At 57.3% G+C, this 26262-nt stretch carries 36 protein-coding genes and 1 pseudogene; 25 read left to right on the top strand and 12 right to left on the bottom strand.

Going from position 1 to position 26262, the window contains the following annotated elements; genetic code table 11:
• Positions 1-10 precede the first annotated feature (10 nt).
• From fliI to AKG12_RS00640, 15 genes and pseudogenes are all read left to right on the top strand, one after another.
• A complete protein-coding gene (gene fliI / locus AKG12_RS00710) occupies positions 11-1417 on the top strand; it encodes a flagellar protein export ATPase FliI (protein ID WP_052817089.1) in 1407 nt (468 codons plus the stop codon).
• A gap of 4 nt (positions 1418-1421) precedes the next feature.
• Positions 1422-1985, top strand: coding sequence for a hypothetical protein (locus AKG12_RS00705; RefSeq protein WP_137002486.1), 564 nt, complete (start codon positions 1422-1424; stop codon positions 1983-1985).
• A gap of 160 nt (positions 1986-2145) precedes the next feature.
• Positions 2146-2538, top strand: a complete 393-nt coding sequence (gene flgB / locus AKG12_RS00700) for a flagellar basal body rod protein FlgB (RefSeq protein WP_046800582.1) — start codon at positions 2146-2148, stop codon at positions 2536-2538.
• 3 nt (positions 2539-2541) lie between these two features.
• The gene (gene flgC / locus AKG12_RS00695; protein WP_046800581.1) at positions 2542-2961 is read left to right on the top strand and encodes a flagellar basal body rod protein FlgC; all 420 of its coding nucleotides are present in this window, start codon (positions 2542-2544) and stop codon (positions 2959-2961) included.
• Positions 2958-3293 carry a flagellar hook-basal body complex protein FliE gene (gene fliE, locus AKG12_RS00690; protein WP_046800580.1) on the top strand — a complete coding sequence of 112 codons (336 nt, stop codon included), beginning with the start codon at positions 2958-2960 and terminating at the stop codon, positions 3291-3293. The genes flgC and fliE overlap by 4 nt, the downstream gene beginning before the upstream one ends.
• Before the next feature lie 18 nt (positions 3294-3311).
• A complete protein-coding gene (gene flgG / locus AKG12_RS00685; protein WP_003503427.1) occupies positions 3312-4100 on the top strand; it encodes a flagellar basal-body rod protein FlgG in 789 nt (262 codons plus the stop codon).
• A 20-nt stretch (positions 4101-4120) separates the two neighbouring features.
• The gene (gene flgA / locus AKG12_RS00680) at positions 4121-4609 is read left to right on the top strand and encodes a flagellar basal body P-ring formation chaperone FlgA (protein ID WP_080842295.1); all 489 of its coding nucleotides are present in this window, start codon (positions 4121-4123) and stop codon (positions 4607-4609) included.
• A 62-nt stretch (positions 4610-4671) separates the two neighbouring features.
• Positions 4672-5727, top strand: a pseudogene (locus AKG12_RS00675) (flagellar basal body P-ring protein FlgI); the annotation flags it as partial.
• Positions 5724-6260 (top strand): MotE family protein, encoded by a 537-nt coding sequence (locus tag AKG12_RS00670; protein WP_046800577.1) that lies wholly within the window; start codon positions 5724-5726, stop codon positions 6258-6260. The pseudogene AKG12_RS00675 and the gene AKG12_RS00670, both read left to right, overlap by 4 nt.
• Entirely contained in the window at positions 6257-6976 is a 720-nt protein-coding gene (gene flgH, locus AKG12_RS00665) for a flagellar basal body L-ring protein FlgH (RefSeq protein WP_046800576.1), read from the top strand. Before AKG12_RS00670 ends, flgH begins: the two co-directional genes overlap by 4 nt.
• A 27-nt stretch (positions 6977-7003) precedes the next feature.
• Positions 7004-7507, top strand: coding sequence for a flagellar basal body-associated FliL family protein (locus tag AKG12_RS00660; protein ID WP_052817086.1), 504 nt, complete (start codon positions 7004-7006; stop codon positions 7505-7507).
• Complete coding sequence (fliP, locus tag AKG12_RS00655) at positions 7504-8241, top strand: flagellar type III secretion system pore protein FliP (protein WP_052817083.1); 738 nt, start codon at positions 7504-7506, stop codon at positions 8239-8241. Before AKG12_RS00660 ends, fliP begins: the two co-directional genes overlap by 4 nt.
• A 372-nt stretch (positions 8242-8613) precedes the next feature.
• Complete coding sequence (locus tag AKG12_RS00650; RefSeq protein WP_052817081.1) at positions 8614-9624, top strand: flagellin N-terminal helical domain-containing protein; 1011 nt, start codon at positions 8614-8616, stop codon at positions 9622-9624.
• Between the two features lie 593 nt (positions 9625-10217).
• On the top strand, positions 10218-11561 hold the full coding sequence (locus AKG12_RS00645; protein ID WP_046800572.1) for a flagellin N-terminal helical domain-containing protein: 1344 nt from the start codon (positions 10218-10220) through the stop codon (positions 11559-11561).
• A 260-nt stretch (positions 11562-11821) separates the two neighbouring features.
• Positions 11822-13159, top strand: a complete 1338-nt coding sequence (locus AKG12_RS00640; RefSeq protein ID WP_046800571.1) for a flagellin N-terminal helical domain-containing protein — start codon at positions 11822-11824, stop codon at positions 13157-13159.
• Positions 13160-13445: 286 nt separating this feature from the next.
• Here the strand turns inward: AKG12_RS00640 and AKG12_RS00635 are convergent, their stop codons facing one another.
• The 6 genes from AKG12_RS00635 to AKG12_RS00605 form a co-directional block, all read right to left on the bottom strand.
• Positions 13446-14486: a tyrosine-type recombinase/integrase gene (locus AKG12_RS00635; protein ID WP_156316006.1), complete on the bottom strand. Its 1041-nt coding sequence runs from the start codon at positions 14484-14486 to the stop codon at positions 13446-13448.
• 193 nt (positions 14487-14679) lie between these two features.
• Complete coding sequence (locus tag AKG12_RS00625) at positions 14680-15132, bottom strand: hypothetical protein (protein ID WP_052817075.1); 453 nt, start codon at positions 15130-15132, stop codon at positions 14680-14682.
• Positions 15129-15335, bottom strand: coding sequence for a hypothetical protein (locus AKG12_RS00620; protein WP_052817073.1), 207 nt, complete (start codon positions 15333-15335; stop codon positions 15129-15131). The genes AKG12_RS00625 and AKG12_RS00620 overlap by 4 nt, the downstream gene beginning before the upstream one ends.
• A complete protein-coding gene (locus tag AKG12_RS00615; RefSeq protein WP_052817071.1) occupies positions 15332-15529 on the bottom strand; it encodes a hypothetical protein in 198 nt (65 codons plus the stop codon). Before AKG12_RS00615 ends, AKG12_RS00620 begins: the two co-directional genes overlap by 4 nt.
• Positions 15526-15912, bottom strand: a complete 387-nt coding sequence (locus AKG12_RS00610) for a hypothetical protein (protein WP_052817069.1) — start codon at positions 15910-15912, stop codon at positions 15526-15528. The genes AKG12_RS00615 and AKG12_RS00610 overlap by 4 nt, the downstream gene beginning before the upstream one ends.
• Positions 15909-16811 (bottom strand): hypothetical protein, encoded by a 903-nt coding sequence (locus tag AKG12_RS00605; protein WP_052817065.1) that lies wholly within the window; start codon positions 16809-16811, stop codon positions 15909-15911. Before AKG12_RS00605 ends, AKG12_RS00610 begins: the two co-directional genes overlap by 4 nt.
• A gap of 371 nt (positions 16812-17182) precedes the next feature.
• Between AKG12_RS00605 and AKG12_RS00595 the strand changes: the two genes are divergently transcribed.
• Positions 17183-17662, top strand: coding sequence for a hypothetical protein (locus AKG12_RS00595; RefSeq protein WP_156316005.1), 480 nt, complete (start codon positions 17183-17185; stop codon positions 17660-17662).
• Positions 17663-17666: 4 nt separating this feature from the next.
• Here AKG12_RS00595 and AKG12_RS00590 read toward each other — a convergent pair whose 3' ends face one another.
• The 6 genes from AKG12_RS00590 to AKG12_RS00570 all read right to left on the bottom strand — a co-directional run bounded on the left by AKG12_RS00590 (position 17667) and on the right by AKG12_RS00570 (position 20742).
• On the bottom strand, positions 17667-18131 hold the full coding sequence (locus tag AKG12_RS00590; protein ID WP_052817058.1) for a hypothetical protein: 465 nt from the start codon (positions 18129-18131) through the stop codon (positions 17667-17669).
• Positions 18128-18913 carry a hypothetical protein gene (locus AKG12_RS00585; protein ID WP_052817055.1) on the bottom strand — a complete coding sequence of 262 codons (786 nt, stop codon included), beginning with the start codon at positions 18911-18913 and terminating at the stop codon, positions 18128-18130. Before AKG12_RS00585 ends, AKG12_RS00590 begins: the two co-directional genes overlap by 4 nt.
• Complete coding sequence (locus AKG12_RS00580; RefSeq protein WP_052817052.1) at positions 18910-19335, bottom strand: helix-turn-helix domain-containing protein; 426 nt, start codon at positions 19333-19335, stop codon at positions 18910-18912. Before AKG12_RS00580 ends, AKG12_RS00585 begins: the two co-directional genes overlap by 4 nt.
• A gap of 65 nt (positions 19336-19400) precedes the next feature.
• On the bottom strand, positions 19401-19559 hold the full coding sequence (locus AKG12_RS30040; protein ID WP_156316004.1) for a hypothetical protein: 159 nt from the start codon (positions 19557-19559) through the stop codon (positions 19401-19403).
• Positions 19552-19980: a tellurite resistance TerB family protein gene (locus tag AKG12_RS00575; RefSeq protein WP_052817050.1), complete on the bottom strand. Its 429-nt coding sequence runs from the start codon at positions 19978-19980 to the stop codon at positions 19552-19554. The genes AKG12_RS30040 and AKG12_RS00575 overlap by 8 nt, the downstream gene beginning before the upstream one ends.
• Positions 19981-20097: 117 nt before the next feature.
• Positions 20098-20742: a S24 family peptidase gene (locus AKG12_RS00570; RefSeq protein ID WP_156316003.1), complete on the bottom strand. Its 645-nt coding sequence runs from the start codon at positions 20740-20742 to the stop codon at positions 20098-20100.
• A gap of 53 nt (positions 20743-20795) precedes the next feature.
• Between AKG12_RS00570 and AKG12_RS00565 the strand changes: the two genes are divergently transcribed.
• The 9 genes from AKG12_RS00565 to AKG12_RS00525 are packed head-to-tail and all read left to right on the top strand — an operon-like array spanning position 20796 to position 26256.
• A complete protein-coding gene (locus AKG12_RS00565; protein WP_052817048.1) occupies positions 20796-21125 on the top strand; it encodes a hypothetical protein in 330 nt (109 codons plus the stop codon).
• Positions 21122-21349 (top strand): hypothetical protein, encoded by a 228-nt coding sequence (locus AKG12_RS00560; RefSeq protein ID WP_052817045.1) that lies wholly within the window; start codon positions 21122-21124, stop codon positions 21347-21349. The genes AKG12_RS00565 and AKG12_RS00560 overlap by 4 nt, the downstream gene beginning before the upstream one ends.
• A complete protein-coding gene (locus AKG12_RS00555) occupies positions 21349-21930 on the top strand; it encodes a hypothetical protein (protein WP_052817042.1) in 582 nt (193 codons plus the stop codon). Before AKG12_RS00560 ends, AKG12_RS00555 begins: the two co-directional genes overlap by 1 nt.
• Positions 21927-22853 (top strand): DUF7146 domain-containing protein, encoded by a 927-nt coding sequence (locus AKG12_RS00550; protein WP_052817039.1) that lies wholly within the window; start codon positions 21927-21929, stop codon positions 22851-22853. The genes AKG12_RS00555 and AKG12_RS00550 overlap by 4 nt, the downstream gene beginning before the upstream one ends.
• Positions 22850-23290, top strand: coding sequence for a hypothetical protein (locus tag AKG12_RS30585; RefSeq protein ID WP_197283281.1), 441 nt, complete (start codon positions 22850-22852; stop codon positions 23288-23290). The genes AKG12_RS00550 and AKG12_RS30585 overlap by 4 nt, the downstream gene beginning before the upstream one ends.
• Positions 23287-24315, top strand: coding sequence for an amidohydrolase family protein (locus AKG12_RS00540; RefSeq protein WP_052817037.1), 1029 nt, complete (start codon positions 23287-23289; stop codon positions 24313-24315). The genes AKG12_RS30585 and AKG12_RS00540 overlap by 4 nt, the downstream gene beginning before the upstream one ends.
• Positions 24312-25220, top strand: coding sequence for a ribonuclease H family protein (locus tag AKG12_RS29025; protein WP_285277686.1), 909 nt, complete (start codon positions 24312-24314; stop codon positions 25218-25220). Before AKG12_RS00540 ends, AKG12_RS29025 begins: the two co-directional genes overlap by 4 nt.
• A complete protein-coding gene (locus AKG12_RS00530) occupies positions 25217-25645 on the top strand; it encodes a hypothetical protein (protein WP_052817030.1) in 429 nt (142 codons plus the stop codon). The genes AKG12_RS29025 and AKG12_RS00530 overlap by 4 nt, the downstream gene beginning before the upstream one ends.
• Positions 25642-26256: a DUF6362 family protein gene (locus AKG12_RS00525; RefSeq protein WP_052817027.1), complete on the top strand. Its 615-nt coding sequence runs from the start codon at positions 25642-25644 to the stop codon at positions 26254-26256. Before AKG12_RS00530 ends, AKG12_RS00525 begins: the two co-directional genes overlap by 4 nt.
• Positions 26257-26262: the final 6 nt, after the last annotated feature.

The following is a 26262-nucleotide window of genomic DNA, read 5'->3' as shown; positions in this document are numbered from 1 at the left end:
GAACTGAGCAATGACAATGCCGGAACCCATGCTCTCGGCTGAGGCTATTTCACCGAAACTTGCCCAGCTGGCGAGCCTCGCCGGACACTATGCCGATCCGGAGTTTTCGGTGGCGCCGGGCGGCCATGTCCGTACCATCGCCGCCGGACACTATACGGTTTCCGGCCTGTCGCGGCATGTGAGGCTCGGCGAGTTCGTCGCCCATCGCAGCACGACCGGCATCCATCTCGGCGAAGTCGTGCGCGTGGAGCCGGATATCTGCTATGTCTGCCCCATCGAACCCGGTGAACCGATCGGTATTCACGACACCGTCATCCGCAAGGGCGCTTTCCGTGTCGCGCCTGACGACAGCTGGTGCGGACGCACCATCAATGCGCTTGGCGAACCCATCGACGGCCAGGGGCCGGTTTCCTCCGGTACAGAGCGCCGTTCTATCTCCAACAATGCGCCACCATCCATGACGCGCAAGCGCGTGGAGACGCCTTTCAAGACCGGCGTGCGGGCAATCGATATTTTCTCTCCCTTGTGTCTCGGCCAGCGTCTCGGCATTTTCGCCGGCTCAGGCGTCGGCAAATCCACGCTGCTGTCGATGCTCGCCAAGGCCGACGCCTTCGACAAGGTAGTGATCGCGCTCGTCGGCGAACGCGGACGCGAAGTGCGCGAATTCATCGAAGACACGATGGGCGAGAATATGAGCAAGTCCATCGCCGTCGTTGCCACCAGCGATGAAAGCCCGATGCTGCGCAAGATGGCGCCGCTTTCCGCCGTCACCATTGCCGAGCACTTCCGCGACAAGGGCGACAACGTTCTTCTTATCATCGACAGCGTCACCCGTTTCGCCCATGCGATCCGCGAAGTGGCGGTTGCTTCGGGCGAGCCGCCGGTTGCGCGCGGTTATCCGGCCTCGGTCTTTACCGAACTACCGCGGCTTCTGGAGCGGGCCGGCCCCGGCGCCGAAGGCACCGGCACCATCACCGCCATCGTCTCTATTCTGGTGGATGGCGACAACCACAACGATCCGATTGCCGATTCGACCCGCGGTATTCTCGACGGCCATATCGTGCTGGATCGTAGCCTTGCCGAAGAAGGCCGTTATCCGCCGATCAATCCGCTCGCCTCGATCTCGCGTCTTGCCAAGAAGGCCTGGACGCCGGATCAGGAAAAGCTGGTCTCGCGCCTGAAGGCGCTGGTGCATCGCTTCGAGGAAACACGGGATCTGCGCCTCATCGGCGGCTATCGCCCCGGCACCGATCCCGATCTCGACATGGCGGTAAAGCAGGTCCCGATCATCTATGAAACGCTGAAACAGCTTCCGAACGAACCGGCGGCGCAGGACGCCTATGCTGATCTCGCGACAGCGCTACGTGGCGGAGTGCAGAACAATCAGCCGCAGGTAAACCCGAGAATGAGAGGCTGACGCCGTGAAAAAGAAAAAGATCGACAATGGCGACGTCGAGGATACACGGTCGCAGCCGCCTTTTTTCACGCTGGACCGCATTCTGGCCTGGACGGGAATTGGACTTGCCGCAGCTGCGGCCTTTTTCCCCTGGTATGTGTTCTTCAATGAAGACAAGTTTGGAATAAAGGTGGCGGGCGGTGACCGCACACGCGACCTGCCCCATACAGGCCCCCGGGAAGTCTTCAGCGTTTCGCCGATGGCCATGACCAACCGCAACAAGGAAGACATGCCGCAACCGGCCGAACTGCCTGATATGCTGACGACGGCGACAGTCAACGCCAGCGGCAAGGAAAAGCAGAACGATCTTGCCGCCGGCGTGGAAGACCAGCCTTTCCCCGGCCAGACTTCCTTTCGTTTGCTGCATGTTTCCAACGGCCGCGCGCTGATCGAGGATGGATCGGGCATGTATATGGTGCGGGTCGGCTCCACCCTGCCAGACAATGCGCTTCTGACCAAGATCGAGCAACGCGGCGGCGAATGGCAGATCGAAACGTCCTCGGGTAAAACCTATCGTCCTGAAAAGTAGACAATTTTTTCTTCCTTGAAAAAGGCGTGCCGCATCTGCCGGCGCGCCTTTTTTGTTTCACGGATGGCCGTTCTTCCGCCGTTCGGCGTCTTTGCCCCTCCCCGCAAGTCTGACGCAAGATTAGGTGCTTAGGTTCGGGCCATACGAGATGGAGAAGTCTATGCAACCGATTCAACTGTTCGATCTGGCATCCCGCCAAGCGGAATGGCTGAGCGTGAGGCAGGAAGTCGTGGCGACCAACATCGCCAACGCCAACACCCCCAAGTTCCACGCCAAGGATGTCAGCCCTTTCGAAGCGGTCATGCAGGCCACCAGCCAGCAGGTCGGCATGGCAAAGACCCATCCCGCCCATTTTGGCGCGAGCAACCTCAGCGAAAATATCGCCGTGCGCGACAACCCGGTCAATAACGAGATCGGCATGCAGGAGTCCGGAAATTCGGTCGCGCTTGCTGAGGAAATGACCAAGACGGGCGAGATCAAGCGGCAGTACGACCTGAACGCCAATCTCGTCAAATCCTTCCATCGCATGATGCTGATGACGGTTAAGAGGTAAACCATGGATCCCTTGAGTGCGGCGAGCAAGATCGCGGGCAGCGGCCTGGAGGTGCAGTCCACCCGACTGCGCGTCGTGTCCGAAAACATCGCCAACGCCAGATCGACCGGCGACACCCCCGGCGCCGACCCCTATCGCCGCAAGACCGTTACCTTCGGTTCCGAACTCGACCGCGTCAGCGGTGTGGAGCGCGTGACGGTGAAGAAGCTCGGCGTCGACCGTGGTGACTTCGTCAACGAATACGACCCCGGCAACCCGGCCGCCGACACAAACGGCATGGTGAAGATGCCGAACGTCAACATCCTGATCGAGATGGCCGACATGCGCGAAGCCAACCGCAGCTATGACGCCAACCTTCAGGTCATCCGCCAGACACGCGACCTCGTCGCTTCCACCATCGACCTTCTGAAGGCATCGCAATGATCGACGGCATCAAGCAACTCAGTTCCCTTTCGCTCACGCGCGGCGCAAGCGATATCTCCTCGCTGACCGAAAGCGTTTTCGGCAGCCAGCAGACGACGCCCGCCCAGCAGACGGGCGCAAGCTTCGCAAGCGTTCTCGGCAACGTATCGCTGGATGCGATGAACAACCTGAAGAAGGCAGAAGTCGCCTCCTTCGAAGGCATTCAGGGCAAGGCGAACACGCGTGAAGTGGTCGATGCCGTGCTTTCGGCCGAGCAATCGCTGCAGACCGCCATCGCGCTGCGCGACAAGATCGTGTCGGCCTATCTCGACATTACCAAGATGCAGATCTAGCCCAGCGGGAATATTGATATGAGAGCTCTTGCAATCGCCGCCACCGGTATGGACGCCCAGCAGACCAATCTGGAAGTCATCGCCAACAACATCGCCAACATCAACACCACCGGCTACAAGCGCGCGCGTGCGGAGTTCACCGATCTGCTCTACCAGACGGAGCGCATGCAGGGCGTGCCGAACCGCGCCAATCAGGCGATCGTGCCGGAAGGCGCCAATATCGGTCTCGGCGTGCAGACGTCTGCCGTCCGCAACATTCACACCCAGGGCAACCTGATCGAGACCGGCAACAAACTCGACGTGGCGATTATCGGACAGGGCTGGTTCCAGATCGAAGCGGCTGATGGTTCGACGCTCTACAGCCGCGCCGGCGCCTTCAACAAGAATGCCGACGGCAATCTGGTGACGGTCGATGGCTACAATGTCATCCCCAATATCAACATCCCGACCGACGCGCAGGACATCACCGTTACCCGCACGGGTCAGGTGACGGCCCGTATCGGCAACGCCGCAGACTTCACCGAACTTGGCCAGCTGACCATCGCCAACTTCGCCAACGAAGCCGGTCTGAAGCCGCTCGGCGACAACCTCTTTGCCCAGACGCCGGCTTCCGGCGACGCGGTCATCGGCGTGCCCGACGATCCGAGCTACGGCTACATCAAGCAATCCTACCTTGAAGGCTCGAACGTCGATGCCGTCAAGGAAATCACCGACCTGATCACGGCGCAGCGCGCCTATGAGATGAATTCCAAGGTCATCACCACCGCTGACGAAATGGCATCGATTGTCAGCAAGAACCTGAAGTAAGAACGGAAAGGCAGGCGGACATGAGGTTTGGCCGAAAAAATAACAGCTGCAGAACGGCGCTCGTCCGTATGTGCCTGGCGTCTGCCTTTTCACTTGTTGCCATGGCGCCGGCTTTCGCCCAGGCGCCGATGGCGCTGGTTCCCACACGCACCATCTATCCGGGTGAAACCATCTCGTCCGACCAGGTGAAACCGGTGGAAGTGACCAATCCCAACATTTCCTCGGGCTACGCGACCGACATCAGCGAAGTTGAGGGCATGATTTCCAAGCAGACTCTGCTTCCCGGCCGCACGATCCCGGTCGCCGCCCTGCGCGAAGCGTCGCTGGTGGTGCGCGGTACCAGCGTCAAGCTCGTTTTCACCATCGGCAACATGACGCTGATGGCCTCGGGAACGCCGATGACCGACGGCTCGCTTGGTGAGGTGGTGCGTGTGCGCAACATCGATTCCGGCGTGATGGTCAGCGGCACGGTCATGAAGGACGGAACCATTCAGGTGATGGCGAAATGAGATTGCTTCGTATCCTGGCCGCGGCCATTCTGTTTTCGGCCCAGCCGTTCCTTCCCGTACCCGCAGCCCACGCCGATACATCCCGTATCAAGGATATCGCATCGCTGCAGGCCGGACGCGACAACCAGTTGATCGGATACGGTCTCGTCGTCGGCGTCCAGGGTACGGGCGACAGCCTGCGCTCCTCACCATTCACCGAACAATCCATGCGCGCGATGCTGCAGAACCTCGGCATCACCACGCAGGGCGGCCAGTCGAATGCCAAGAACATCGCCGCCGTGATGGTGACGGCAAATCTGCCGCCCTTCGCCAGCCCCGGCAGCCGTGTGGACGTGACGGTCAGTTCGCTTGGCGACGCCTCTTCGCTTCGCGGCGGCACGTTGATCATGACCTCGCTTTCCGGCGCAGACGGGCAGATCTATGCGGTTGCGCAGGGAGCGCTGATCGTCAACGGCTTTTCGGCGCAGGGCGATGCCGCGACGCTGACGCAGGGCGTCACCACATCCGCGCGCGTGCCGAACGGCGCGATCATCGAGCGTGAATTGCCGTCCAAATTCAAGGATTCGGTCAATCTGGTCCTTCAGCTGCGCAATCCCGATTTTTCGACTGCGGTGCGTGTTGCGGACGTTGTCAACGCCTTTGCCCGCGCCCGTTACGGCGATGGTATCGCCGAGCCGCGCGATTCGCAGGAAATCGCGGTGCAGAAACCCCGCACCGCTGACCTCACCCGGCTGATGGCGGAAATCGAGAACCTGACCGTGGAGACGGATACGCCCGCCAAGGTCGTGATCAACGAACGCACCGGCACGATCGTCATTGGCGCGGATGTGCGCATCTCCCGCGTTGCCGTCAGCTATGGAACGCTGACCGTGCAGGTGACGGAATCGCCGCAGGTCATCCAGCCGGAGCCCTTCTCGCGCGGCCAGACCGCCGTGCAGCCGCAGACGGACATCATGGCGCTGCAGGAAGGCAGCAAGGTCGCCATCGTCGAAGGTCCTGACCTTCGCACGCTGGTTGCCGGTCTCAACAGCATCGGGCTCAAGGCGGATGGCATCATATCCATCCTGCAAGGCATCAAATCCGCCGGCGCCCTTCAGGCGGAGCTTGTGCTGCAATGATGGAACTTCTTAAAAACCAAGCCCTGCCGAATGGTCTTGTCCGGTTCGCAGCCGTTGCCTCCCTGCTTTTCCTGCTGCCGGCCGCCGGCGCCGAAAGCCAGCAGAACGTGGTGTCGGAACTGAGCACGCAGGATGAAATCCAGAAATTCTGCACCAACATCGCCGATGCCGCCCGCGACCAGCGGTATCTGATGCAGAAGCAGGAGCTTGAAAAGCTTCAGGCCGACGTCAACGAGCGCATCTCCGTGCTGGAAGACCGCAAGGCAGAATATGAGGACTGGCTGGCGCGCCGCGAACATTTCCTCGCCCAGGCGAAAGCCAATCTCGTCGATGTCTACAAGACGATGAAGCCGGACGCCGCCGCACCCCAGCTCGAGAAGATGCATGTGGAGATCGCGGCCGCCATCATCATGCAGCTGCCGCCGCGCCAATCCGGCCTCATCCTCAGCGAGATGGATGCGCAGAAAGCTGCCACCGTCGCCGGCATCATGTCGCAGGCAACCGACAAAAACACTTCGAAGGATCCTTCATGAGCACGCGTCGCCTTCCGGCCCTCCTCCTGCCGCTGGCTCTGCTGGCAGGCTGCCAGAACAACCAGACCCTGAAGGAAATCGGCAACGCACCCGCGATGAGCCCGATCGGCAGCGGCCTGCAATTCAGCCAGACGCCGCAGATGGGCATGTATCCCAAGCAGCCGAAACATATGGCGAGCGGCTATTCGCTATGGAGCGACAGCCAGGGCGCATTGTTCAAGGATCTGCGCGCGCTGAACATCGGCGACATCCTGACCGTCAACATCCAGATCAACGACAAGGCCGATTTCGACAACGAGACCGAGCGCAACCGCACCAATTCCAGCGGTCTGAACTGGAAGGCCAAGGCGGAAATCTTCGGCTGGACGCCGGAAGCGGACTCCAACATCAAATACGGATCCGACACCGACACCCAGGCCAAGGGCAAGACCAAGCGTTCTGAAAAGCTGACGCTGATGGTGGCTGCCGTGGTGACCGGCATTCTGGAAAACGGCAACCTCATCATCAGCGGTTCGCAGGAAGTGCGCGTCAACCACGAAATCCGCATCCTCAATGTCGGCGGTATCGTCAGGCCGCAGGATGTCGATGCGCAGAACATGATTTCCTACGAGCGTATCGCCGAAGCCCGCATCTCCTACGGCGGTCGTGGCCGCCTGACGGAAGTGCAGCAGCCCCCGGTCGGTCAGCAGGTCGTCGACCTGTTCTCGCCGCTCTGACGCCGGTTTGCGGGAGCGGGACTGACCATGGAAAACGAACAGGCTGAGAGCAAGAAAAAGTCCTCTCCGGTGGTCATGACCATCGCTGGCGTTGTGATCCTGACGCTGCTCGGTGCGGGCGGCGGCTGGCTGGTGGGCGGCATGATCGCCCCCAAGATCGCCGGCGCTGAGGCCGCAGCGCACGCGCCAGCCGCTTCGGGTGAAAAGGGCAAGGCCGTCGAGGGCATAGAGAAAATCTCGGCCGAAGCCAACGGCATCGTCCAGCTCGATCCCATCACCACCAACCTCGCCTACCCTTCGACCAACTGGGTGCGGCTGGAAGTGGCGCTGATGTTCAAGGGGCCGGTGGAAGTCGGACTGGCGGAGGATATCCACCAGGATATCATGGCCTATGTGCGCACCGTTTCCCTTCAGCAGCTGGAAGGGCCGCGCGGCTTTCAATATCTTAAGGATGACATTCAGGAACGAGTTGACCTGCGCTCGCAAGGGCGCGTATCCAAGGTCATGTTCCGGACCTTTGTCATCGAATGATTCGATTTCTTGTAACCATCGCCGTCCTCCTCGCCTTGCCGGGCCTTGCCAACGCCCAGCAATTTCCGTCCGATCTGTTCAATACGCAGATCGACGGATCCGTCGCGGCATGGATCATCCGCACCTTCGGCCTTCTGACAGTTCTCTCCGTCGCGCCGGGCATCCTGATCATGGTCACGAGCTTTCCTCGTTTCGTGATCGCCTTTTCGATCCTGCGCTCGGGCATGGGCCTTGCCTCGACGCCATCCAACATGATCCTGCTGTCGATGGCGATGTTCATGACCTTCTACGTCATGTCGCCCACCTTCGACAAAGCCTGGACGGACGGCGTGCAGCCGCTTTTGCAGAACCAGATCAACGAACAGCAGGCGATAGGGCGCATTGCCGAACCCTTCCGTACCTTCATGAACGCCAATACGCGTGACAAGGACCTCAAGCTGTTCGTCGATATCGCCCGTGAGCGCGGACAGGAAGTGATGACCGACAATGTCGTCGATTACCGCGTTCTCGTTCCGGCCTTCATGCTGTCGGAAATCCGCCGCGGTTTCGAGATCGGCTTCCTGATCATCCTGCCGTTTCTGGTCATCGACCTTATCGTCGCCACCATCACCATGGCCATGGGCATGATGATGCTGCCGCCCACCTCGATTTCCCTGCCGTTCAAGATCCTGTTTTTCGTGCTGATCGACGGCTGGAACCTGCTCGTCGGCAGCCTCGTCAGATCGTTCAACTGACGGCATTTGTGCCGAAATAAACTTCGTTAATCCTGTTTGTTAACCCCGCAGCCCCACGGCAGCGGGGTTTTCGCGTTTTAAGGCTTTGGTTACCAATTTTGCTAGGGCCCGGATAACTATAATTTTAAATTAAAAACTTACCATTTAAATACACTTCGCAGTAACCATAAGTATTTTCCAGTATTTCTTAATGCTCAAATTAATAATTACGCAATTTTTCGCTGCGAAATTCTCCCTACACACAGCGGGTTTGGTTTCAAGAGACAAGTAACTCTGAACCGAGTGGCATGAAGCCGAAACGTTGTGACCGGTAATACGAAGTCCGGAATGTCCCCAATTCCAGTATCTCGTAAAAACAAGGGACAATATATTATGGCAAGCATTCTCACCAACGCCTCCTCTATGGCTGCTCTCCAGACGCTGCGTTCTATCGGCAACAACATGGAGACCACACAGGGCCGTATTTCGTCGGGCCTCAAAGTAGGTTCCGCCTCCGACAACGCCGCTTACTGGTCCATCGCGACCACCATGCGTTCGGACGCTTCGGCACTCTCCACCGTTTCCGACGCACTCGGCATCGGCGCTGCCAAGGTTGACACTGCCTATTCCGGCATGGAAGCCACCATCAAGGTCGTCCAGGAAATCAAGGACAAGCTGATCCTTGCTCAGGACCCGACCGCCGACAAGAAGAAGATCCAGAAGGAAATTGGCCAGCTCCAGAAGCAGCTGACCTCCATCGCAGACTCCGCAACCTTCAACGGTGAAAACTGGCTGAAGACGAAGGCATCCAACGATGGCACCGCATTTGCTGCCGGTACGGACGATGCCGCTATCGCCAACCTGAAAAAGCAGGTTGTCGCATCCTTCACCCGTGACTCCGCTGGCGCCGTCAAGGTTCAGCGCGTTGACATGCAGCTCAGCGGTTCGAACATCCTGTTCGACACCGGCGCTGTGACGGACGGCAAGGGCACGGGCATTCTCGACAAGGCAGCGATCGCAGACGGCGTAAAGCAGACTGTTTCGAACCTCGATATCTCGGACCTGTCTATCTACAAGGGCGCTGGCGCCACAATGCTCGGCACTGCCGCTGCAACGGACAACGACATCCTCGACAAGCTCATCAGCCACGTCGACAAGCAGCTCGAAACCCTCAACAGCGCTGCTGCCGATCTGGGTTCGGTGTCCAACCGCATCTCCATGCAGGAAGACTTCGTCTCCAAGCTGACCTCGACCATGGAAAAGGGTATCGGCCGTCTGGTTGACGCCGACATGAACGAAGAGTCCACCCGCCTCAAGGCTCTGCAGACACAGCAGCAGCTGGCAATTCAGGCCCTGTCGATCGCCAACAGCGACTCGCAGAACATCCTGTCGCTCTTCCGTTAATCGGAACGAAAATTCTAAAAAAACGAGCCGCGCCCGAAAGGGCGCGGTTTTGCGTTCTGGGCATGGCATGCAAACCGCAAGGTTTCATTTACCATTCCTGCTTTCAAAGCATTTACCACGATTAGAGCGAAGGCCCGGGCGTCCGCTGAAATTAGGAAATTGGAAAGCACCGGCTGTCAGATTTTGCGCATGGACAAGCGGATAGCCGCTGGCCGGAATGACATAAAACACAAGATCGCAAGCGGGGGCTGACCGTCTTGTAATCGGGTGAAAATGGCAGACGCAACGGAGGCTGACCCGAGCGTATTGCCCCTCTATCAAAGCCGCATCCGGAAACGGGTGCGGCTTTATTATTTTTTTAAACATTTCCAGCTACGCGCGCGCACGCGCAAGGGTTGCAAAACAAACCGCCAGAATGCACTTTTTTAGAAAGCCATTAGGTCTTCATTAACTATATAAAGGTTAGCTAGAGCCATCGAAACGGTGAGCTAACCTTTAAAAATCAGCCGGTTAGCAGGCATGACGCTGTGCGCCGTTCCCGGTGAGACCGGAATGTCCCTTTTCTAATCAGCCATTCAAGGGGCAAATCTACTATGACGAGCATTCTTACTAACGTCGCAGCTATGTCTGCACTTCAGACCCTGCGCTCTATCGGCCAGAACATGGAAACGACGCAGGACCGCGTCTCCTCCGGCCAGCGCGTCGGCGAAGCTTCCGACAACGCCGCTTACTGGTCGATCGCGACCACGATGCGTTCCGACAACGGCGCACTTTCGGCCGTCCAGGACGCTCTCGGCCTCGGCGCTGCCAAGGTTGATACGGCTTATTCCGGTATGGAATCGTCCATCGACGTCGTCAAGGAAATCAAGAACAAGCTGGTTGCCGCCCGCGAACCCGGCGTCGACAAGTCCAAGATCCAGGAAGAAATCAAGCAGCTCCAGGATCAGCTGAAGTCGATCTCCAGCTCCTCTTCCTTCTCCGGTGAAAACTGGCTGCAGGCTACTGTCAGCAACGGCGCTGGCGAACTGAAGAACGTCACCAAGCAGATCGTGGGCTCCTTCATCCGCGACGCCGCCGGTAACGTATCCGTAAAGACCGTTAATGTTGACCTGAGCCGTAACACGGTCCTGTTCGACACGTCTTCGGGCGCTGCAAAGGACAAGCAAGGCGTCCTCGACTCCTACGCTTATTTTTCTTCCACGGGCAGCTACAAGCTGTTCGAAATCACCAATGACTCGGACGGCGTAGGCGCCGCCCAGCCGGTGACCAAGGTTGCTGCAGCCAAGGTTTATACTGAAGCTCAGCTTAAGGGCCTGAAGGAAGCAACCGCCGGCACCGCCGTCACCTTCACCACCGCCGCTGCAACGGGTATCGTCACGATCGCTAATGCCGATACGACCACTCCGAACGTCAACGGCACCTACTTCAATCTTGGCAACGACCAGTACGTGAAAATCAACACGACTGCGCCGACTGCGCCGGCAACCAAGACCAACATTGCCGTTGGCCTCGACGGCACCACCAAGATCTACCTGGAAGAAGGCGCTGACGCCCAGCTCGCAACCCAGCTGACCTACTCGCTGACGTCTCTGGACATCACCAAGGACCTGACCGGCACGTTCAAGAACAGCGACGGCTCGGCAGTCTCGGAAAACCAGTACCTCGACGCCATGGTGTCGTTCGTCGACAAGCAGCTCCAGAGCATGACGTCCGCCGCCGCCGACCTCGGCTCGGTCAAGATGCGCATCGAACTGCAGGAAAACTTCGTCAACAAGCTGACCGACTCGCTCGACAAGGGCATCGGTCGCCTGGTCGACGCTGAAATGAACGAAGAATCCACGATGCTGAAGGCTCTTCAGACCCAACAGCAGCTGGCTGTTCAGGCCCTGTCGATCGCCAACAACGACTCGCAGAGCATTCTCTCGCTCTTCCGTTAATCACGGGCAACATCGTCAAAAACGGAAAGCCGCGCCTCGAGCGCGGCTTTTTTCATTATGGTTAAGAAAAATTATCGTTCCTTAATTTTTCCCTTTATTGATTTAGGCTTTGTTAACCATTCGCCGCCTAAAACCTAGTCATCGAAACGATTGGTTAACCAAGACGAAAAAGAGGTTAACAGGCATCAAGCCGCTCGATCGTTCCCGGCGGCAATCCGGAATGTCCCTTTTCATTTCAGCCAATCAAGGGGCAAATAATTATGACCAGCATTTTGACAAACGTCGCGGCAATGGCCGCCCTTCAGACCCTTCGCGCCATCGGCAGCAACATGGAAGAAACGCAGTCGCGTGTCTCCTCCGGCCTGCGCGTCAAGACCGCGTCCGACAACGCCGCCTACTGGTCGATCGCGACCACCATGCGTTCCGATAATGGCGCTCTTTCCGCCGTGCAGGACGCCCTCGGCCTCGGCGCCGCAAAGGTCGATACCGCCTATTCCGCGATGGAAACCACCGTCGATGTCGTCAAGGAAATCAGCAAGAAGCTGGTTGCAGCCCGCGAAGCAGGTGTCGACAAGGCAAAGATCCAGGAAGAAATCCGCCAGCTTCAGGACCAGCTCAAGAGCATCGGCGAATCCGCCTCCTTCTCCGGCGAAAACTGGCTGAAGGGCAAGATCAGCGACGCTTCGGGCAACCTGACGCCGGTCACCAAACAGATCGTCGGTTCCTTCGTTCGTGATGGTGCAGGTAACGTCGCCGTCAAGACCATCAACATTCAGGTTGATAACAAGACCGCGCTTTTCGATACGTCAACCGGCGCGACGAAAAACGGCATTCTCGACAGCGCTGCCTATTACTCCGACACCGGTGTTCTGCGTGATTTCGAAATCACCACGACGACGCCCGCAGGTGTTGCGACAACCACGCCTTCTACCGCAAAAGTGTTTACCGAGGCTCAGCTTCTTGGTTTCCCGTCGGGTACGACAACCACGGTTTCGGCTGCGGACGCAACAACCGGCCTCGTAACCGTTGCTGCGGCAACAACCGCAAGAAACAACGGCACCTATTTCAAGATCGGTGAAAACGCAGCTGGCGAAGCCCTCTATGTGAAGGCCAACAATACGGCACCGACGCCCGCCGGCACCACTGTGACGGCGATCGGCACCGGTGGCTCCTCCAACAACAATATCTATCTCGAAACCGCTGCGGCAACGTCGCAGATGGCGCAGAAGCTTGATTACTCGCTGATCGATCTGGACATCACCAAGGACCTCAGCGGGCTGACGGATGCCAAAGGCCAGCCGCTGACCGACAATGACGGTCTCGACAACATGATCCAGTTCGTCAACACCCAGCTGGAATCGCTTATCAGCGCAAGCGCCGATCTTGGTTCAATCAAGATGCGTCTCGATCTGCAGGAAGACTTCGTCTCGAAGCTGACCGACTCCATCGACAAGGGCATCGGCCGCTTGGTTGACGCCGACATGAACGAAGAGTCAACCAAGCTCAAGGCTCTCCAGACGCAGCAGCAGCTGGCGATCCAGTCGCTTTCCATCGCCAATACCAGCTCCGAAAATATCCTGTCGCTATTCCGCCAGTAAGCGGCGCCCGTTGGCTACGGGCGGTTTCGTCCCGCTCTGGCAGCAACAGAATATTCGGATATGGAAACCGCGCTTCGCAAGAGGCGCGGTTTTCCCGTTCGTCTGGATTTCTGTTCTCCAAGGCTTACACGGAGTGCTTGGGAAAGCGCACAAGCAACGCGCGGCAGACTAATGCCGGCATCTCTGGAAATTGCGTAATTTTTTGAATTTATGGGAGAAATGGTGCTGCTAGAGAGATTTGAACTCTCGGCCTCTCCCTTACCAAGGCAAGCGGGCAAATCGGAATTTATCCTTTCTTTCCAAATCGATACGCCTTCTTCTCTTTGGGCTGTGCCAAATCTGTGCCAATGAGCCCATTTTGCTTGTCGAGCTTTTCAGCAAGCGTTTTCCCAGCATTCTTGCTGTGCACATAGGTTTCCAAAAACAGCTTTGCAGACTTCCAGCCGCCGGCGTCCATCGCCATCTTGATATCCGCGTCTGGCAGCTTCATGGCGTTCGTACCAAACGAATGCCGCCCGGCGGAATGGGTCGTTCTCTTCTCGATCTCCGCCCGATCGCAAACCGCTGCGATGCGCTTGTTCACAGACTTCGGGTCCGTGTAGCTGAAAACGTGCTCCCCCTTCTGGATATCCAGCCCCGCCATCCTCGAAACGAGTTCGGCCGTCAGGTGCCGCACCGACCATTCTTCGGTCTTCGTCTTCGCCAGCACCGCCACCCGTTCCGACAGATCGACGTGTTCGCCCATAAGGTTCACGGCTTCCGACACGCGGGCCGCCGTCTGGTTCATGAACAGCACCAGCGCCGACAGATGCCACAGCTTGTCCTTGTCGGATTGCGCAAGGAAGGCATCCAGCCACTTCCGATCAACCGGCTGATGCTTGTTCGACTTCGGCGTTTCGAACATCTTCACCTTGATAGCGCCGCACCAGCCCAGATCATGGGCATGGTTCATCACGGCGCGCGCGGGAACGATAGCCTGTCTGTTCCGAGTGGCCGGTGCCGCCGTCGGGAAAACCGTCAGCGCCATAGAACGCAGTTCGGCCGGCTTGATGGTGCCGACCGCCCTCCCCTTGAAATATTTGATAATCGGCGGCAGGAACCGGGCCTCCCCGCCCTGCCGCATGTAGCTTGTGGCTGCTTCCTCGAAAAGCCTTACGGCTTCCTCGCCATAGGTATGACGTTTCCAGACCCGCGCTTCGTATTGCGCCCGGAGCTCTTCTGCGACTTTCTTGTCGCGAGTTCCAAGGCTTTCTCGTATGCGCTCGCCGGCGATTGTGCCAGACGCGTACCAGACCCCGTTGCGCTGTTTGAGTTCGAGGTTCGACACGGCGCTTTCTCCTTCAAGCTTTCCCGCAGCAAAACGATATGCTCGGGGTAAAAAACCTTCTTCGCCCCGCGCTTCTCATAGTGCTGATGGGTCTTGACGAGATTGCTAAGGAAGCGGCGGGAGACGCCCAACAATGTTGCGGCGTCATTCATCCCGACTGGAAGCATTGCCTTTGTCCATTCCGGCAAGACGCTCATCCGACGTTCTCCCCGTTATTCGACTTATCCACAGGGGTGAAAACTTCCGGGTAACGGCGCTTGGCGGTCGCCACATAGGCCTCCATGGCGGTTTCCCCGATGTCCTCCCGTATGACATTCAGGATAGCTTCCCGGCTCTGGTTCTTGTGTGCCGGTGCCGGTTTGTGATCCAGCTTTCCCATTTCGCTGATGCGGGTGTTGATCGCCTTGATGGCTCTCTTCTTCCAGCGTTGCGCGTTCTGAGCGCGTGTTCTCCACCCTGGAAGGACCGAAGCCGGGTCTTCCTCCGCCCGTGCGATCTGGGCTGAGATTGAACCGATTTCGTATTCCAGTCGGGCGACGGCCTCCCGGCAAGCATCCACGCATTGCAGATCGCCAATGCGGACGCCTGGCGCGACTTCAATGTCTTCGGTTTTGATGAAGTGCGGTTCGTTGGGGCGCTCGATCATCGGCTTCCCTCCATTTCACCGAAGGCCTTGTAAGCCTCCGTGATTTCGCGAATGGCGGAATCCGCAAGCAGTTGCAGCGCGCAATAATCCTTCGGCTTCTCGTTACCTCCATCGAAAGAGGTATCGATGAGCCTTTTCATGGCGTGGATGAAGCTTTCGGCCGCGCCGGTCGCGTCATCAAATTTGGTGCGGGTATCGCTCATGAGAAGTCCTCCGCGATCATGACGAAACGCGCCTCATGATTGACGGACACGCGCCAATCACCGCCATAAACTCCGCGCATCAGGTCGGCCAGATAATCGGCTACCTGCTGGATTTCGTCGTGTGCGGCAACGCCGTTCCGAACTTGCGAAGAGAGCGAAGCTGGCAGCATCGGTTTGCGCGAAATCTTGCTCATGACGCGCCTCCTTCCAGAAAAGGCGCCATGTCGGCTTTGAGGGCAAGAAAGCAATCCTCGACGCTTTCGAACTCGTCGTGAAACTGCGTTTCATTGTGCATGATCAAGACGGCGCGAATAACCGCCTCTTCCTTTGTCCCGGGCTTTGCGGCCTTCGCAACGCCGTCGACCATGCTGATGATGCTGTTAAAGCCGCTCTGGAGTTCATCAACCTCGTCCATCGCCTTACCGGTGCAACGGGGCTGGTTTTCAATCCCGTTGATAGCGTCACGCGCGGCGGTGACGGCAGCCATGAAGGTGTTCAACTCGTACATCGACATGAGTTCGAGGTTGTGGCGAAGAACGTTGATGGTGACGATTTTAGCGTCTCGCTCGGCTCTCATGCCCGTACTCCTTCAAGGAAAGAGAGAACGGCTCTAGCCATGGACTTCCCGACAACGTCGACAAATACGTCCTGATCCTGCATCAGCTTAATGGCTTCGATCGCGCCTTCCACGGACCCCGCAGGCTCGTCCCAATCGTCAAGCTTAACCAGCCACCGGCCATATGTCGCCTCGACAAGGCCGTCTTCGTTCGCCCCAGTAATTTGGTCGCCCGGGATTGCCGAGAAGGCCGCCAATCCATCCCGAAATCCTTTGATCGTGTCCAGAAGTGGATCTTGGGGCGCGACGGCAAGGCCGGAGACGACGAGACCAGTGTAAATGCCGTCCTTGTCGACGGTTACGTGATCGATCTTCATGTCTGGATTGGTAGCGATCAGCATCGCCGCTTCATTGGTGATTTCGCGCAGCCGCGCTATCGGATCGACAGGCTTGCTGTCTTCGTCTCGTGCGTTGCGGAACCAGTGTCCGCGTGGATCGCCGGCCGGGTGAACTATCGCCATGAACTGGCCGTTTGCCCAGTGCGGCAGGACTTCGGAAAGCTCGACCGCCAGACGCTCGACCCGCTCAACTGGAAGCTCTGTCTCGCGTTCTTCAAGGAAATCGAGCGCGGCGGCCACAGCGGCCACGCTAACATCCGATCCTTGGTAGTTTTCGTTCTCTTTTACCGCGAGACGAAGCGCCTGCATGACGCCGTCGTACGAGACAAGTTTGGCTTGGCTCGCGGCAATCGCGTCCACAGCGGCGTGAAGCTCTACTTCTTCGGGGGTTTCCTCAAGTGGCACCGAGAGACTGTTCGCTACCGTCGTCGCTGTATTGAGGCGGGCAATCAGGCTTTCGAACGAAATATCGTTGCCAGTTGAAACTGCGGGCACAGTTGTGCTATTGGAAGTCTTGTCCATTTATCGATCCTCATCGTTTGGGACATTCGATTTCCGCGCTGCGAACGCGGCAGTCATTTCGAAACCGGCCTTTGGTTGAAGCTGCGAACTTCAGTCTGAGGCCGTTTTCATTTCCCCAGCCAGTCCAGCTTTTATCAACTCCCGTGCTGCCTCAGACTTCGTTGGCAGTCGGTTGTCGTATCTGAACTTCTGAATGGCGTCCTCCTCACTCGGCGTCAGCATGACCACGAACCTGCGAGTTCGGGAGTCATTAACCATCTGTTCACCTTCTTCAGAGTTTGTCATGTTTACCATGTTTGCCATATTGATCTCGCTTTTCGTATGTGTCAACAGTCTTTGTAAAGTTTACCAACTTTGCACAGGGGCATATTGTGGCGGACGAACTTAAAGATCAGCGCGTGGTGACGATGATGTCGCCATCGGAGCTTGAGGCGATAGACGAATGGATGTTCAGAAACCGCCTGAAGTCGCGCGGTGAAGCGATAAGAAGGCTGTGCCATCTTGGAATGCGAAGTGAAGACCAGATGCGCGATCTATTATCCGCCGTCGTCAAGGGCCTTGAAGCTGAAAATGCGATGATCCAACGCATGAAGGAAGGCAAGTACGAAAACCTTAGCCCCATGGACATATTCAGCGTAGGGCAGGAATTCCTCCGCGAGATATATGCGATCATTGGATCAAATATCATGGAGGGAATGGTTCTGCGGACGGCGGCGACCTCGCAGGAAGCGATACAGGAATCCAAAGATATAGCCGACCGTCTCAAAGCTCTCGGGTCGACAAAAAAGCAAGTTGACACGTTCGTGGACTTTGCCAACCGGATGCACCGTTCCAAAAAGGTCGAGGACTGACGCATCACCCGCCCTCCCGCACATTGCGCATGAACGGGCCACCCTGATTGTGGAACGCTTTGCCGAGCAACTCGACCGGCAAGCGGTGGTGCTCGTACATCATTTGCCCAGCGGCCACGCAGTAGGCTGTCTCTGACGGACCGCCGCCCCACTCATCATCCTGCTTGGTATAGCCGTGCATAGCTTGGTCTATCGCTCCAAGCATACCCTGCGCCATTGCATGACACATGATTGTTGCGATCCTGTCGCCGCAGGCGGCGGTCGCCAAAGGGCGGTTGGTGCGGTCAAAGTCGTTGGCGTGCTTCATCATCTTACGGGCTGCTGCGCGAGGGAGAAACGCCTTTGCAAGCTGCTCGACATCAACCCATAGAAAATCCGGCTCGGCATGAGGCGGGGTGAAAAAAGCCACCTCTTTCCCATTGATAATAGCGTTGCCGACGAACTTTGAGAGTTTCGGTTGCCCGGTCATTTATCTTTTCCTGTCGAATTGAGGTTGAGTTTCCCCTGACCCTGACGTTCCGCAACATACTTGCGCGCCGTATTCAGAAGCCCATTTTCCATGCAGTGCTTCGCTCGGTCGGGATCAAAAAGGCGCACGGCCTTTCCGCCAATGTCAGCCCGTTGGCCGAACTCCATTCCTGCGCCCATCTTCATCAGTTTGTTGCCAAGCCAGACGGTGCCGCATTTCAAGGGGGGAAGCCTGTTAGTGTCCCACACGGTCTTTGCTGGAACGCCCTGCCGACGAATTGCATCCGGTCGAACCTTCTCCCGTAGATCGGCAATCTCTTCACGCATGGCATGAAGATCGGCGTGGACTGGTTCAAGCTCCTGGCGCACGACGACGCCAGCGTTACGCTTGATCATTCCGCCGAGTATGTGCCGAGATTCCGGGTCAAGGTTCAGATTTCCCGAGATCTGGCCGCGACGAAAAGCTACGAAGACCTTGATCAGCATGTAACGCACGTCGGCGGCGTTTTCGGTGTCGGATAGAACGGCAATCAGCAAAGACTGTTCTTCGTTGAGCCAATACTCATCGGTCGGCCGTCCGCGACCCCCTTTGTGATTTTGCTTCGCTGTGAAGCAAATTCCAAATCGCTCCAATTCGACCAGATTACGCTTGATGAGATTGCGAATGTTGGTCGGCTTCGAAAATCCGAGACGCTTGGCGATATCAAGATCACGTGCCCGTGGCTCATTCTTGATCACAGACAGTTCGATGTCAGCAATTGCGTTGGAGGAGTGAGTGTTCATGACTTCGCTCCCATAGCCCTGAGCGCGTCTATGACGTTGTCAGCGATCGACTTTGCATTGAGTGCGACCGCTGAAACCGCAAAACCGTCAGCGCCACCGATACCGTCACCGATCTTGTCCAGCGCGTGCAGGAGGTCGCGTATTTCTTCGACGTACTCCATGATCTCAGCAAAATCACGATTTTGGGGTATTTCACCGCATCCAAAAACGAGAGCAGAAGGACTGATGCGAAATGCCTCGGCATACCTGATTGCCGAAGGGATGTCGAAATCACGGGTTCCGTTCTCGTGAGCCGCATAGGTCGGATAGCGAATTCCCAAAGCTTTTGCGGCGTCGGTCGCGAAATCAAAGCCAGCGGCTTCGCGTGCCTCTAAAAGCCTAGCCGCTTTGGCCGCGACCGCGGGATCAATGATCGTTTTCATGAGCGATCCGGTCCTTCATCCTGTCGTTGAGATTAAATAGGCCGATAACGTTCGGCCCCGACGGATTACTTCGAGAACCTGCCCGCCAAGAAGCCGACGACGATCAGCAGAAAGCTGGTTGCGAAGTCCAACGCGGCGGAGAGGATTGTGAATTGCAGCAGGATAATCACTCCTGCTGCCGTAGCCAGGGCAACGCCCTTAAACGACCTGATCAAATCAGACATCGTAGTTTGCGAGGTTCAGGCCGAGCGTCGAAGCAATCTTCGCCAGCACCTCGCGTTCCTTGGCGTCAATGCCGCCGTGGTCGGCCACGTCCAGCGCCGACAGCAAGACCGTTTCGCCCATGTCATGGTCGGCCTTGATATCCTCGATTTCCTTGTAGAGGCCGGCGCGACCGACGCGGCCACCCTGCGCCCGCTTCAGCATGGCGTCGGCGGTGCGTTCGATTTCGGCGGTCTTGAAGGCTGCGGAAAGCTGGGCGTTGGAAGTGATGGCGTTGATCGTCTGACCGACTTCGGCGTCGGAGATATCGCCATCAGCGGCGGCAACAAGGGCGCTTGCGGCGCATACGGCCTCAAGGAAGTCCTTGCGACCGCTGTACTTGTTGACCGAGCCGGAAAGCTTCTCTTTCAATTTTGCGAACATGTGGTGTCCTCGTTCGGGTTAAACGCACGGCGATTTGCCGTTGCGAACGAGGTTGATTATTGGGCTATATCCACTTTTGTCAATGGGCTATAAACCAGAAACATTTTTTGAGGCGAGCTATTTCCTCGAAAGGTTTGGAAGTGCAGCGAAAATTTCTCCAATCCAGCTAAGCGAGACATCCTCAATCGGGGCCGCGTTCCATGATAGGAGGTTCACCATGCCGGGTTTTCCCCGCATGATGGTTTTCAGGAAGCGCCGTCCGTCTGTGGTTTGTACCGCAGCGTCTTGACCATAAAACGCCTCTATGGGCCTTTTCTGATCCTTAAAAACAATGATGGCTGTCCCGTCTCGGTATGCTGGGAGCATGCTTTGGCCGCGAACGACCAGCGCAATCATCTCTTGGGGCAAAGGGAAAGGTACCTCGATCTGGTCGAGACCTTCAGGTGGTGTTTGTTCGAATTCGGGTAACACTTCTGCGCCCGCGCCGATGTAACCCATTACAGGTACAGTGGTTTTTAAAGGCGCTTCTTCCCCAATAAGATAAGAAACCGGTTTCCCGACCACTTTCGCAAGGTTTATAAAATTCTCGATCGTTGGCTCCTTGTCCCTCTTGAGCAAATCCCGGACATAGGTGTCGCTCTTCCCGGCCAACCGGGAGGCTGTCAGCATATTCAGGCCGCTTTCTTGAAGCGCCTCTGCCAGTCGTGTTTTCCAAATAGGTTCCATGGAATGGCTATAGCCCAAATTCTGGCTTGTAGTCATCTGGTTTATAGCCTAATGGTAAATGGGCTATAAACCAGATTGGAGAGCGTTTCATGGGACGCGAAGAACTTCTTCGAGTGATTGCTGACTATCAGCGCCGATTGAATATTCCTGATGCAATGCTGGGCCAGAGAGCCCTGAATGATGCGAGCTTTGTCCGCCGCCTTCGTGACGGCCGCCGTGTGTGGCCTGATACCGCAAAGAAGGTCGTGGATTTTCTCGAAGCGCTTGAGGAAGAGCAGAACAAGCTCTCCACTATTTGCACTGAAGACGGCACGTGGATCGCGCTGGATAAGCGGACTGGCCTCGCGCATAGCGGACGCACCGAAAAAGCAGCTACTGCTAACCTTCGTAAGAAGCTTGAACAGCAGGTGGCGCAATGACCGGCGCCGAAATCAAAACCGCCCGCGAGGCCGGCGACGACGATGTGGTCATCTTCGACCAGCCGGAAACGTCCGTTTACCGGAACGAGAACAACGGCGTCGTTATCATCCAGAAGGAAACCAGCCCTGTCGACCCGAACGAAGACCAGTTCGTTTACTTCTCTACCGACGACGCCGTCCGGCGGCTCATTCAAGCGCTGAAGCGCGAGATTGGAGATGCTTGATGGCTCGTATCCGTAGCATCCACCCCCCTATATTTTCAGATGAAGCTTTTGTGTCGTGTTCGGTTACGGCTCGCTTGCTTGTCATCGGGTTGTGGACTGAAGCTGACGACAAAGGCGTTTTCGAGTGGAAGCCCCTGTCGCTGAAAATGCGCATCTTTCCGGCTGATGCTTTCGACATCGGTATGATGTCTGGCTGGCTGGCTGAACTAAGCGCTGCGAACATCGTCTGCAGTTTCGAGGCTGATGGAAAGACCTATGGCGCGATCAGGAACTTCCGAAAATATCAACGACCGCAAAAGCCAAACGATATTCATCCTCTCCCTGAAAACCTCCGCTCTTACGTCGCACTTTCTTATACCGTTCCTGTACCGGTAGCGGAGCGGTCGCGTACCAGTAAGAGAAAACCAAAACAGATGGAGGATGAAGGAGGGAAGAGGAAGGATGTAAACACAACAGGACATATCCACGAACTGGAAGCTCAAGAGGATACGTATCCGAGAGAGAGCTTCTCTACTGGATATGATGTTGAGACGGGTGAATTCTATCCCGACTGGCCCGTCGAAGATGAGTCCGCACGATGAGCCGCGACCTGATCGAACAGACGAAAGGAAAGTGGCGGGGCATTCTCGTTTACGCTGGCATTTCCGAAAGCTATCTGACCGGGAAAAAAGGACCATGCCCGATCTGCAAAGACGGCGTGGACCGATTCCGCTTCGATGATAAAGGCGGCTCCGGTTCTTACATTTGCAACCAGTGCGGCGCGGGTTACGGAATCCATCTTCTGCAAAAGACCACGGGCCTCGATTACGCTCATGCCTGTATGCTGATCGAGAACGCCGCTCCATCGGTGCAACGGTCACAGCCAGCCTCCCGGCCTCCTTCGGAAAGCGCTCTGGTCAAGGCGAAGGTTCTTTGGAACGAGGGTGTAGGAATTTCCGAACAGACGGCGACCGCCTTGCATCTTCGTAATCGCGGTCTTTCCCTCGATATCCTGCCCCGGTCTATTCGTCACCATGACCGCGTCATGTATCTGGAAGACGGTGAGTTTCATGGCCGCCTGCCGGCGATGCTGTCGCTTATCCAAGCCCCAGACGGTCGGCCCTGCGGTGTGCATCGAACATACCTGACCGCTGAAGGCCGGAAAGCTCCGGTGCCGTCTCCCCGCAAGATCATGGGAACGCTGCCCGACGGTTCCGCCGTTCGGCTGGCGCCATCGTCGGAAGCGATCGGGATTGCCGAAGGCATAGAGACCGCCATGGCAGCGCGCCAGAAATTCGGCGTTCCGGTCTGGGCGGCGCTGACTGCCAACAATCTTGAAAAGTGGGTGCCGCCGGAAGGCACGAACCGCGTGTTCGTGTTTGGCGACAACGACAGGAGCTTCACCGGCCAGGCTGCGGCCTTCGTGCTGGCAAAACGCCTCAAGCAGCAAGGTTTCACAATCGAAGTTCATATCCCTCCGAGCCTCGGCACGGATTGGAATGACGAACCTATGGGTGCCAGATGACCAAGCTTGTGCATATCGAACCGGGCCAGTGGGTTCTGTCGTTCCACCAGCCCTACGGCCTATACGACGGCAAGACGATGGAAAGCCGCCTCGAGGAAATGGCGTTCCGGCATTGGATGGATGGCACCAGCGCCGACGAGATGTTTTTCGTCATGCAGGTGCAGAAGGTAATGCCGAACACCTTCACCGTATCAGGAAGCGGCCGATACATCAGCGAAGGCGAACGCCTCTATCGCTTCAACGTCATCGCCTCGCTGAAAACCAAAGAGGCAGCCATTGCCATGCGCGATAAGCTCTTCGGAATTGGTGAGGATGTTGGCGACCGCATCGAAAAGGAAATGTATCGCCGCATCAGGAAGTTTGAAGAAAAGGAGAGGTCAAAGGGCCTCAAGCGCGTCCATCGCTGCCTTCCTCAGTTTTTCGGGGGTGGCGAATGACCGACTTCAACACCATTGCGGACCGCGTGGTCGAGGAACTGCAGAAGCGCGGACTGCCTGAGACCGACGACGCGACCGCAGAGCGGGTGGCGCAGATCATCGCTGCCGAGTTCCCTACCGCCCAAGAAGCGCATGTGAAGCTGGCGATCAGCGCAGTCAACACCCGGATTATATCAGGCGAGTTGCGAGCGGTGGAAACGCTGCGCGCCATAAAACCTGTCGGGATAACCGGCCTCGATATCGGCAGCCCCGAGAACATCGAGCCAATCTGCATGAGCATCGATCCTGCATCATTGTTTGTCGATCCCATGTATCAGCGCTCCATAGGCGAACGGGGCCTGAAGCAAATCCGCCGGATCATTGAAAGCTGGGACTGGAACAAGTTCAAGCCGCCCGCATGCGCCTATGCCATCCATTGCGGCCAGACGGTTCTCAAGGTCTTCGACGGCCAGCACACGGCCATCGCCGCCGCCAGCCACCCCGGCATTACCGAGATCCCCGTAATGATCCACGAGGCGAAGGAAACAGCCGCGCAAGCCGCCGCCTTCGTCGGGCAGAACACGAACCGGTTAACTGTAACGCCTTTGCAGCTTCATCACTCCGCGCTTGTTGCGGGTGACATGGATGCCCAGACCGTCGCTCAGGTTTGCGAGCGCGCGGGTGTCCGTATTTTGCGGTTCTCTACCAAAACATTCGAGCCGGGCGACACGGTGGCAATCAACGCAATCACGCAGCTCGTCAGCAATCGCGGCGCGATGAAGGCCCGGATGATCCTTGAGGTTCTGACAAAGGCCGAGATGGCGCCGATCGTCACGCCGCAAATCAAGGCCGTCGAACTGCTGCTTACCGATGCAGAGTATTGCCATGACATCAACGCCGAAAACCTGACTGCCGCAATCGCCGCGGACTGGTTCGCTGATCACGACGCCGCCAAGCAACTGGCGCTGACCCACAAATGGCCCTTCTGGAAGGCGCTGGCGATCACATGGTTCCGGAAAACAAAAAAGACAAGGAAGGTGGCATGATGGCCTATACATTCCCGCCCTCGCTGCACCCGCTGCGCGACTATCTCAAAGGCCAAGGCGCAGACACCCGCGCATTCGTCTCTGCCCGGCAGGCGGCGTTCATGGCGCAGCAGCTGCTCGGCACCCGCGTCAAGTTCCCCGACAAGGGCGCCGATATGACGCCGGCTCTTCTGCTGATCCAGAAGGCTGTCACTGAAAAGGGTATGGTCATGACGACCATACCTCCAAGGGATTCGCGTGACACGAATACCTCTGTGAGAACAGGCAAGAAACGGAAGGATAAGTCGCCCTACGCCAACATGAAAAAGGCGAACCCAGACTTCAGCCCGGAAGTCTTTGCTGAAGGCGTGCATATATTCTGCGACGGCGCCTCCATTCCTAATCCGGGCGTCGGGGGCTGGGGCGTCGTTGTTTATGAGGATGGCCAAGAACTCTGGACTGCTTATGGAGGCGATCCAGAGACGACAAACAACCAGATGGAGCTAACCGGCCTCCTGAACGCCATCAACGAAGCCTGGAAGCTTCTTGCTGAATATGGCGAGATCACCATCTGGTGCGACAGTCAGTATTGCGTTGAAGGCGTCAACGTCTGGATGAAGACGTGGAAGTCCCGCGGATGGAGCAAGCGCAAATTGAACAGCCCGAAACGGGAAGATGGGGGAATCGCTAACCTCGACCTGTGGAAGGCAATAGACGAAGCACTGAAGGATGTCCCGAGTTACGGCTGCGATCTGCATATCAAATGGGTCAAGGGCCACGACGGCATAGCCGGGAATGAACGCGCCGACGAGTTGGCGGAGCAAGGCAGGCAGCAAATTCTGGAACGGCAATCGGTCGAGCTTGGATTGCTTGATGACGTGAACGAGCTCGATGCGAGGTTTCGTCAGATCATGGGGGCGGTGTGAGGCATACCGTCAACATCTTCAAGGTGGCCCGGGAATGCGGCGTCATCCTGCGCGACTGGCGGCACCACAGTCCGACCAGTCGCAAGGGGCGTGAATGCTTCTGTAAGCCGACGGTGCGCGATATCGGCCATCTCCATGGCGAGGATCATCTGCGCCTTGTCCTGATGCTGATCACCGGCAACCCGCGGAACTCTGGCGAGCTCTATGCCGATGTCATCAAAGCGGTGTCCCGGCTGCTGGCCGCAAATCCAGACCTGATGCGCCGGCCGTCGCTGGTGCCAGACTTCAATCAAATAGACTTGAGCGCCGTTCGGCGTGGCGCTCGATCGACGGCGAGGAAATATGGAGTGGCTGCAAGCGATGAGATCCTTGGAGCACTGAGAATGCATTTCGGCCTGTGGCCATATCGAGGAGCGGCAGCATGACGGTATTCGTGGAATGGACATATGAGCAGGTGCGGGCGCAGATCATTGAGGCGGCCCACACGTTGCGCGCCTCTCCTGCCGACGCTGGGCCGGGGCTGAAGACCGGCGCTATGGCATCGGTATTGCACGAGATGGTTGGTGCGTTCGGGGAGAGCGAACACAATGTGCGCCGTGCGCCACCGTCGGCCGGTGCGATAAGCCGGATGCATCAGGTTTGGGACTGGATAAATGCCTATCTCGATGAGGAAGGGCGGAAGATGATTTACTCTTATTCGTTCATCAAAATCCGCAAAGGCATGTACCTTGAGGCCTACCTGCGGAAAATCGACATGTCGAGACGAACTTTCGACCGTCGAATTCAATCGCATTGTCAACAGATTGCAGACAATCTGAACCAAAAGCACCAAATCCGGTTGACGACATCGCTGGACGGTGTGACGCAAATCGACATAGAACACGCATCAACAACGGTAGCTTCAAAGAAATGCGCCACGGACTGGCGAGATGAAGAAGTCACCGGCCAGAAGGAAAAAGTGAGGGCCGATAACCTCGCTTATGCCCAATGGCGCAACGAACGCCGCCGGCAGCTCATAGAGCGCGCCGAACGGTAGGCCGCA

Source organism: Agrobacterium sp. SUL3, assembly GCF_001263295.1.
In the GTDB taxonomy this organism is placed as follows: domain Bacteria; phylum Pseudomonadota; class Alphaproteobacteria; order Rhizobiales; family Rhizobiaceae; genus Agrobacterium; species Agrobacterium tomkonis.
Note: the sequence above shows the minus strand (reverse complement) of the source record. Positions and strands in the feature narration are given on the sequence as shown.

Bases quoted from the DNA above. Each gene is read 5' to 3' on its own strand.
- fliI (WP_052817089.1), top strand. From the start codon at position 11: ATGACAATGCCGGAACCCATGCTCTCGGCTGAGGCTATTTCACCGAAA.
- flgB (WP_046800582.1), top strand. From the start codon at position 2,146: ATGCAACCGATTCAACTGTTCGATCTGGCATCCCGCCAAGCGGAATGG.
- flgC (WP_046800581.1), top strand. From the start codon at position 2,542: ATGGATCCCTTGAGTGCGGCGAGCAAGATCGCGGGCAGCGGCCTGGAG.
- fliE (WP_046800580.1), top strand. From the start codon at position 2,958: ATGATCGACGGCATCAAGCAACTCAGTTCCCTTTCGCTCACGCGCGGC.
- flgG (WP_003503427.1), top strand. From the start codon at position 3,312: ATGAGAGCTCTTGCAATCGCCGCCACCGGTATGGACGCCCAGCAGACC.
- flgA (WP_080842295.1), top strand. From the start codon at position 4,121: ATGAGGTTTGGCCGAAAAAATAACAGCTGCAGAACGGCGCTCGTCCGT.
- AKG12_RS00670 (WP_046800577.1), top strand. From the start codon at position 5,724: ATGATGGAACTTCTTAAAAACCAAGCCCTGCCGAATGGTCTTGTCCGG.
- flgH (WP_046800576.1), top strand. From the start codon at position 6,257: ATGAGCACGCGTCGCCTTCCGGCCCTCCTCCTGCCGCTGGCTCTGCTG.
- AKG12_RS00660 (WP_052817086.1), top strand. From the start codon at position 7,004: ATGGAAAACGAACAGGCTGAGAGCAAGAAAAAGTCCTCTCCGGTGGTC.
- fliP (WP_052817083.1), top strand. From the start codon at position 7,504: ATGATTCGATTTCTTGTAACCATCGCCGTCCTCCTCGCCTTGCCGGGC.
- AKG12_RS00650 (WP_052817081.1), top strand. From the start codon at position 8,614: ATGGCAAGCATTCTCACCAACGCCTCCTCTATGGCTGCTCTCCAGACG.
- AKG12_RS00645 (WP_046800572.1), top strand. From the start codon at position 10,218: ATGACGAGCATTCTTACTAACGTCGCAGCTATGTCTGCACTTCAGACC.
- AKG12_RS00640 (WP_046800571.1), top strand. From the start codon at position 11,822: ATGACCAGCATTTTGACAAACGTCGCGGCAATGGCCGCCCTTCAGACC.
- AKG12_RS00625 (WP_052817075.1), bottom strand. From the start codon at position 15,132: ATGATCGAGCGCCCCAACGAACCGCACTTCATCAAAACCGAAGACATT.
- AKG12_RS00620 (WP_052817073.1), bottom strand. From the start codon at position 15,335: ATGAGCGATACCCGCACCAAATTTGATGACGCGACCGGCGCGGCCGAA.
- AKG12_RS00615 (WP_052817071.1), bottom strand. From the start codon at position 15,529: ATGAGCAAGATTTCGCGCAAACCGATGCTGCCAGCTTCGCTCTCTTCG.
- AKG12_RS00610 (WP_052817069.1), bottom strand. From the start codon at position 15,912: ATGAGAGCCGAGCGAGACGCTAAAATCGTCACCATCAACGTTCTTCGC.
- AKG12_RS00605 (WP_052817065.1), bottom strand. From the start codon at position 16,811: ATGGACAAGACTTCCAATAGCACAACTGTGCCCGCAGTTTCAACTGGC.
- AKG12_RS00590 (WP_052817058.1), bottom strand. From the start codon at position 18,131: ATGACCGGGCAACCGAAACTCTCAAAGTTCGTCGGCAACGCTATTATC.
- AKG12_RS00585 (WP_052817055.1), bottom strand. From the start codon at position 18,913: ATGAACACTCACTCCTCCAACGCAATTGCTGACATCGAACTGTCTGTG.
- AKG12_RS00580 (WP_052817052.1), bottom strand. From the start codon at position 19,335: ATGAAAACGATCATTGATCCCGCGGTCGCGGCCAAAGCGGCTAGGCTT.
- AKG12_RS30040 (WP_156316004.1), bottom strand. From the start codon at position 19,559: ATGTCTGATTTGATCAGGTCGTTTAAGGGCGTTGCCCTGGCTACGGCA.
- AKG12_RS00575 (WP_052817050.1), bottom strand. From the start codon at position 19,980: ATGTTCGCAAAATTGAAAGAGAAGCTTTCCGGCTCGGTCAACAAGTAC.
- AKG12_RS00570 (WP_156316003.1), bottom strand. From the start codon at position 20,742: ATGACTACAAGCCAGAATTTGGGCTATAGCCATTCCATGGAACCTATT.
- AKG12_RS00565 (WP_052817048.1), top strand. From the start codon at position 20,796: ATGGGACGCGAAGAACTTCTTCGAGTGATTGCTGACTATCAGCGCCGA.
- AKG12_RS00560 (WP_052817045.1), top strand. From the start codon at position 21,122: ATGACCGGCGCCGAAATCAAAACCGCCCGCGAGGCCGGCGACGACGAT.
- AKG12_RS00555 (WP_052817042.1), top strand. From the start codon at position 21,349: ATGGCTCGTATCCGTAGCATCCACCCCCCTATATTTTCAGATGAAGCT.
- AKG12_RS00550 (WP_052817039.1), top strand. From the start codon at position 21,927: ATGAGCCGCGACCTGATCGAACAGACGAAAGGAAAGTGGCGGGGCATT.
- AKG12_RS30585 (WP_197283281.1), top strand. From the start codon at position 22,850: ATGACCAAGCTTGTGCATATCGAACCGGGCCAGTGGGTTCTGTCGTTC.
- AKG12_RS00540 (WP_052817037.1), top strand. From the start codon at position 23,287: ATGACCGACTTCAACACCATTGCGGACCGCGTGGTCGAGGAACTGCAG.
- AKG12_RS29025 (WP_285277686.1), top strand. From the start codon at position 24,312: ATGATGGCCTATACATTCCCGCCCTCGCTGCACCCGCTGCGCGACTAT.
- AKG12_RS00525 (WP_052817027.1), top strand. From the start codon at position 25,642: ATGACGGTATTCGTGGAATGGACATATGAGCAGGTGCGGGCGCAGATC.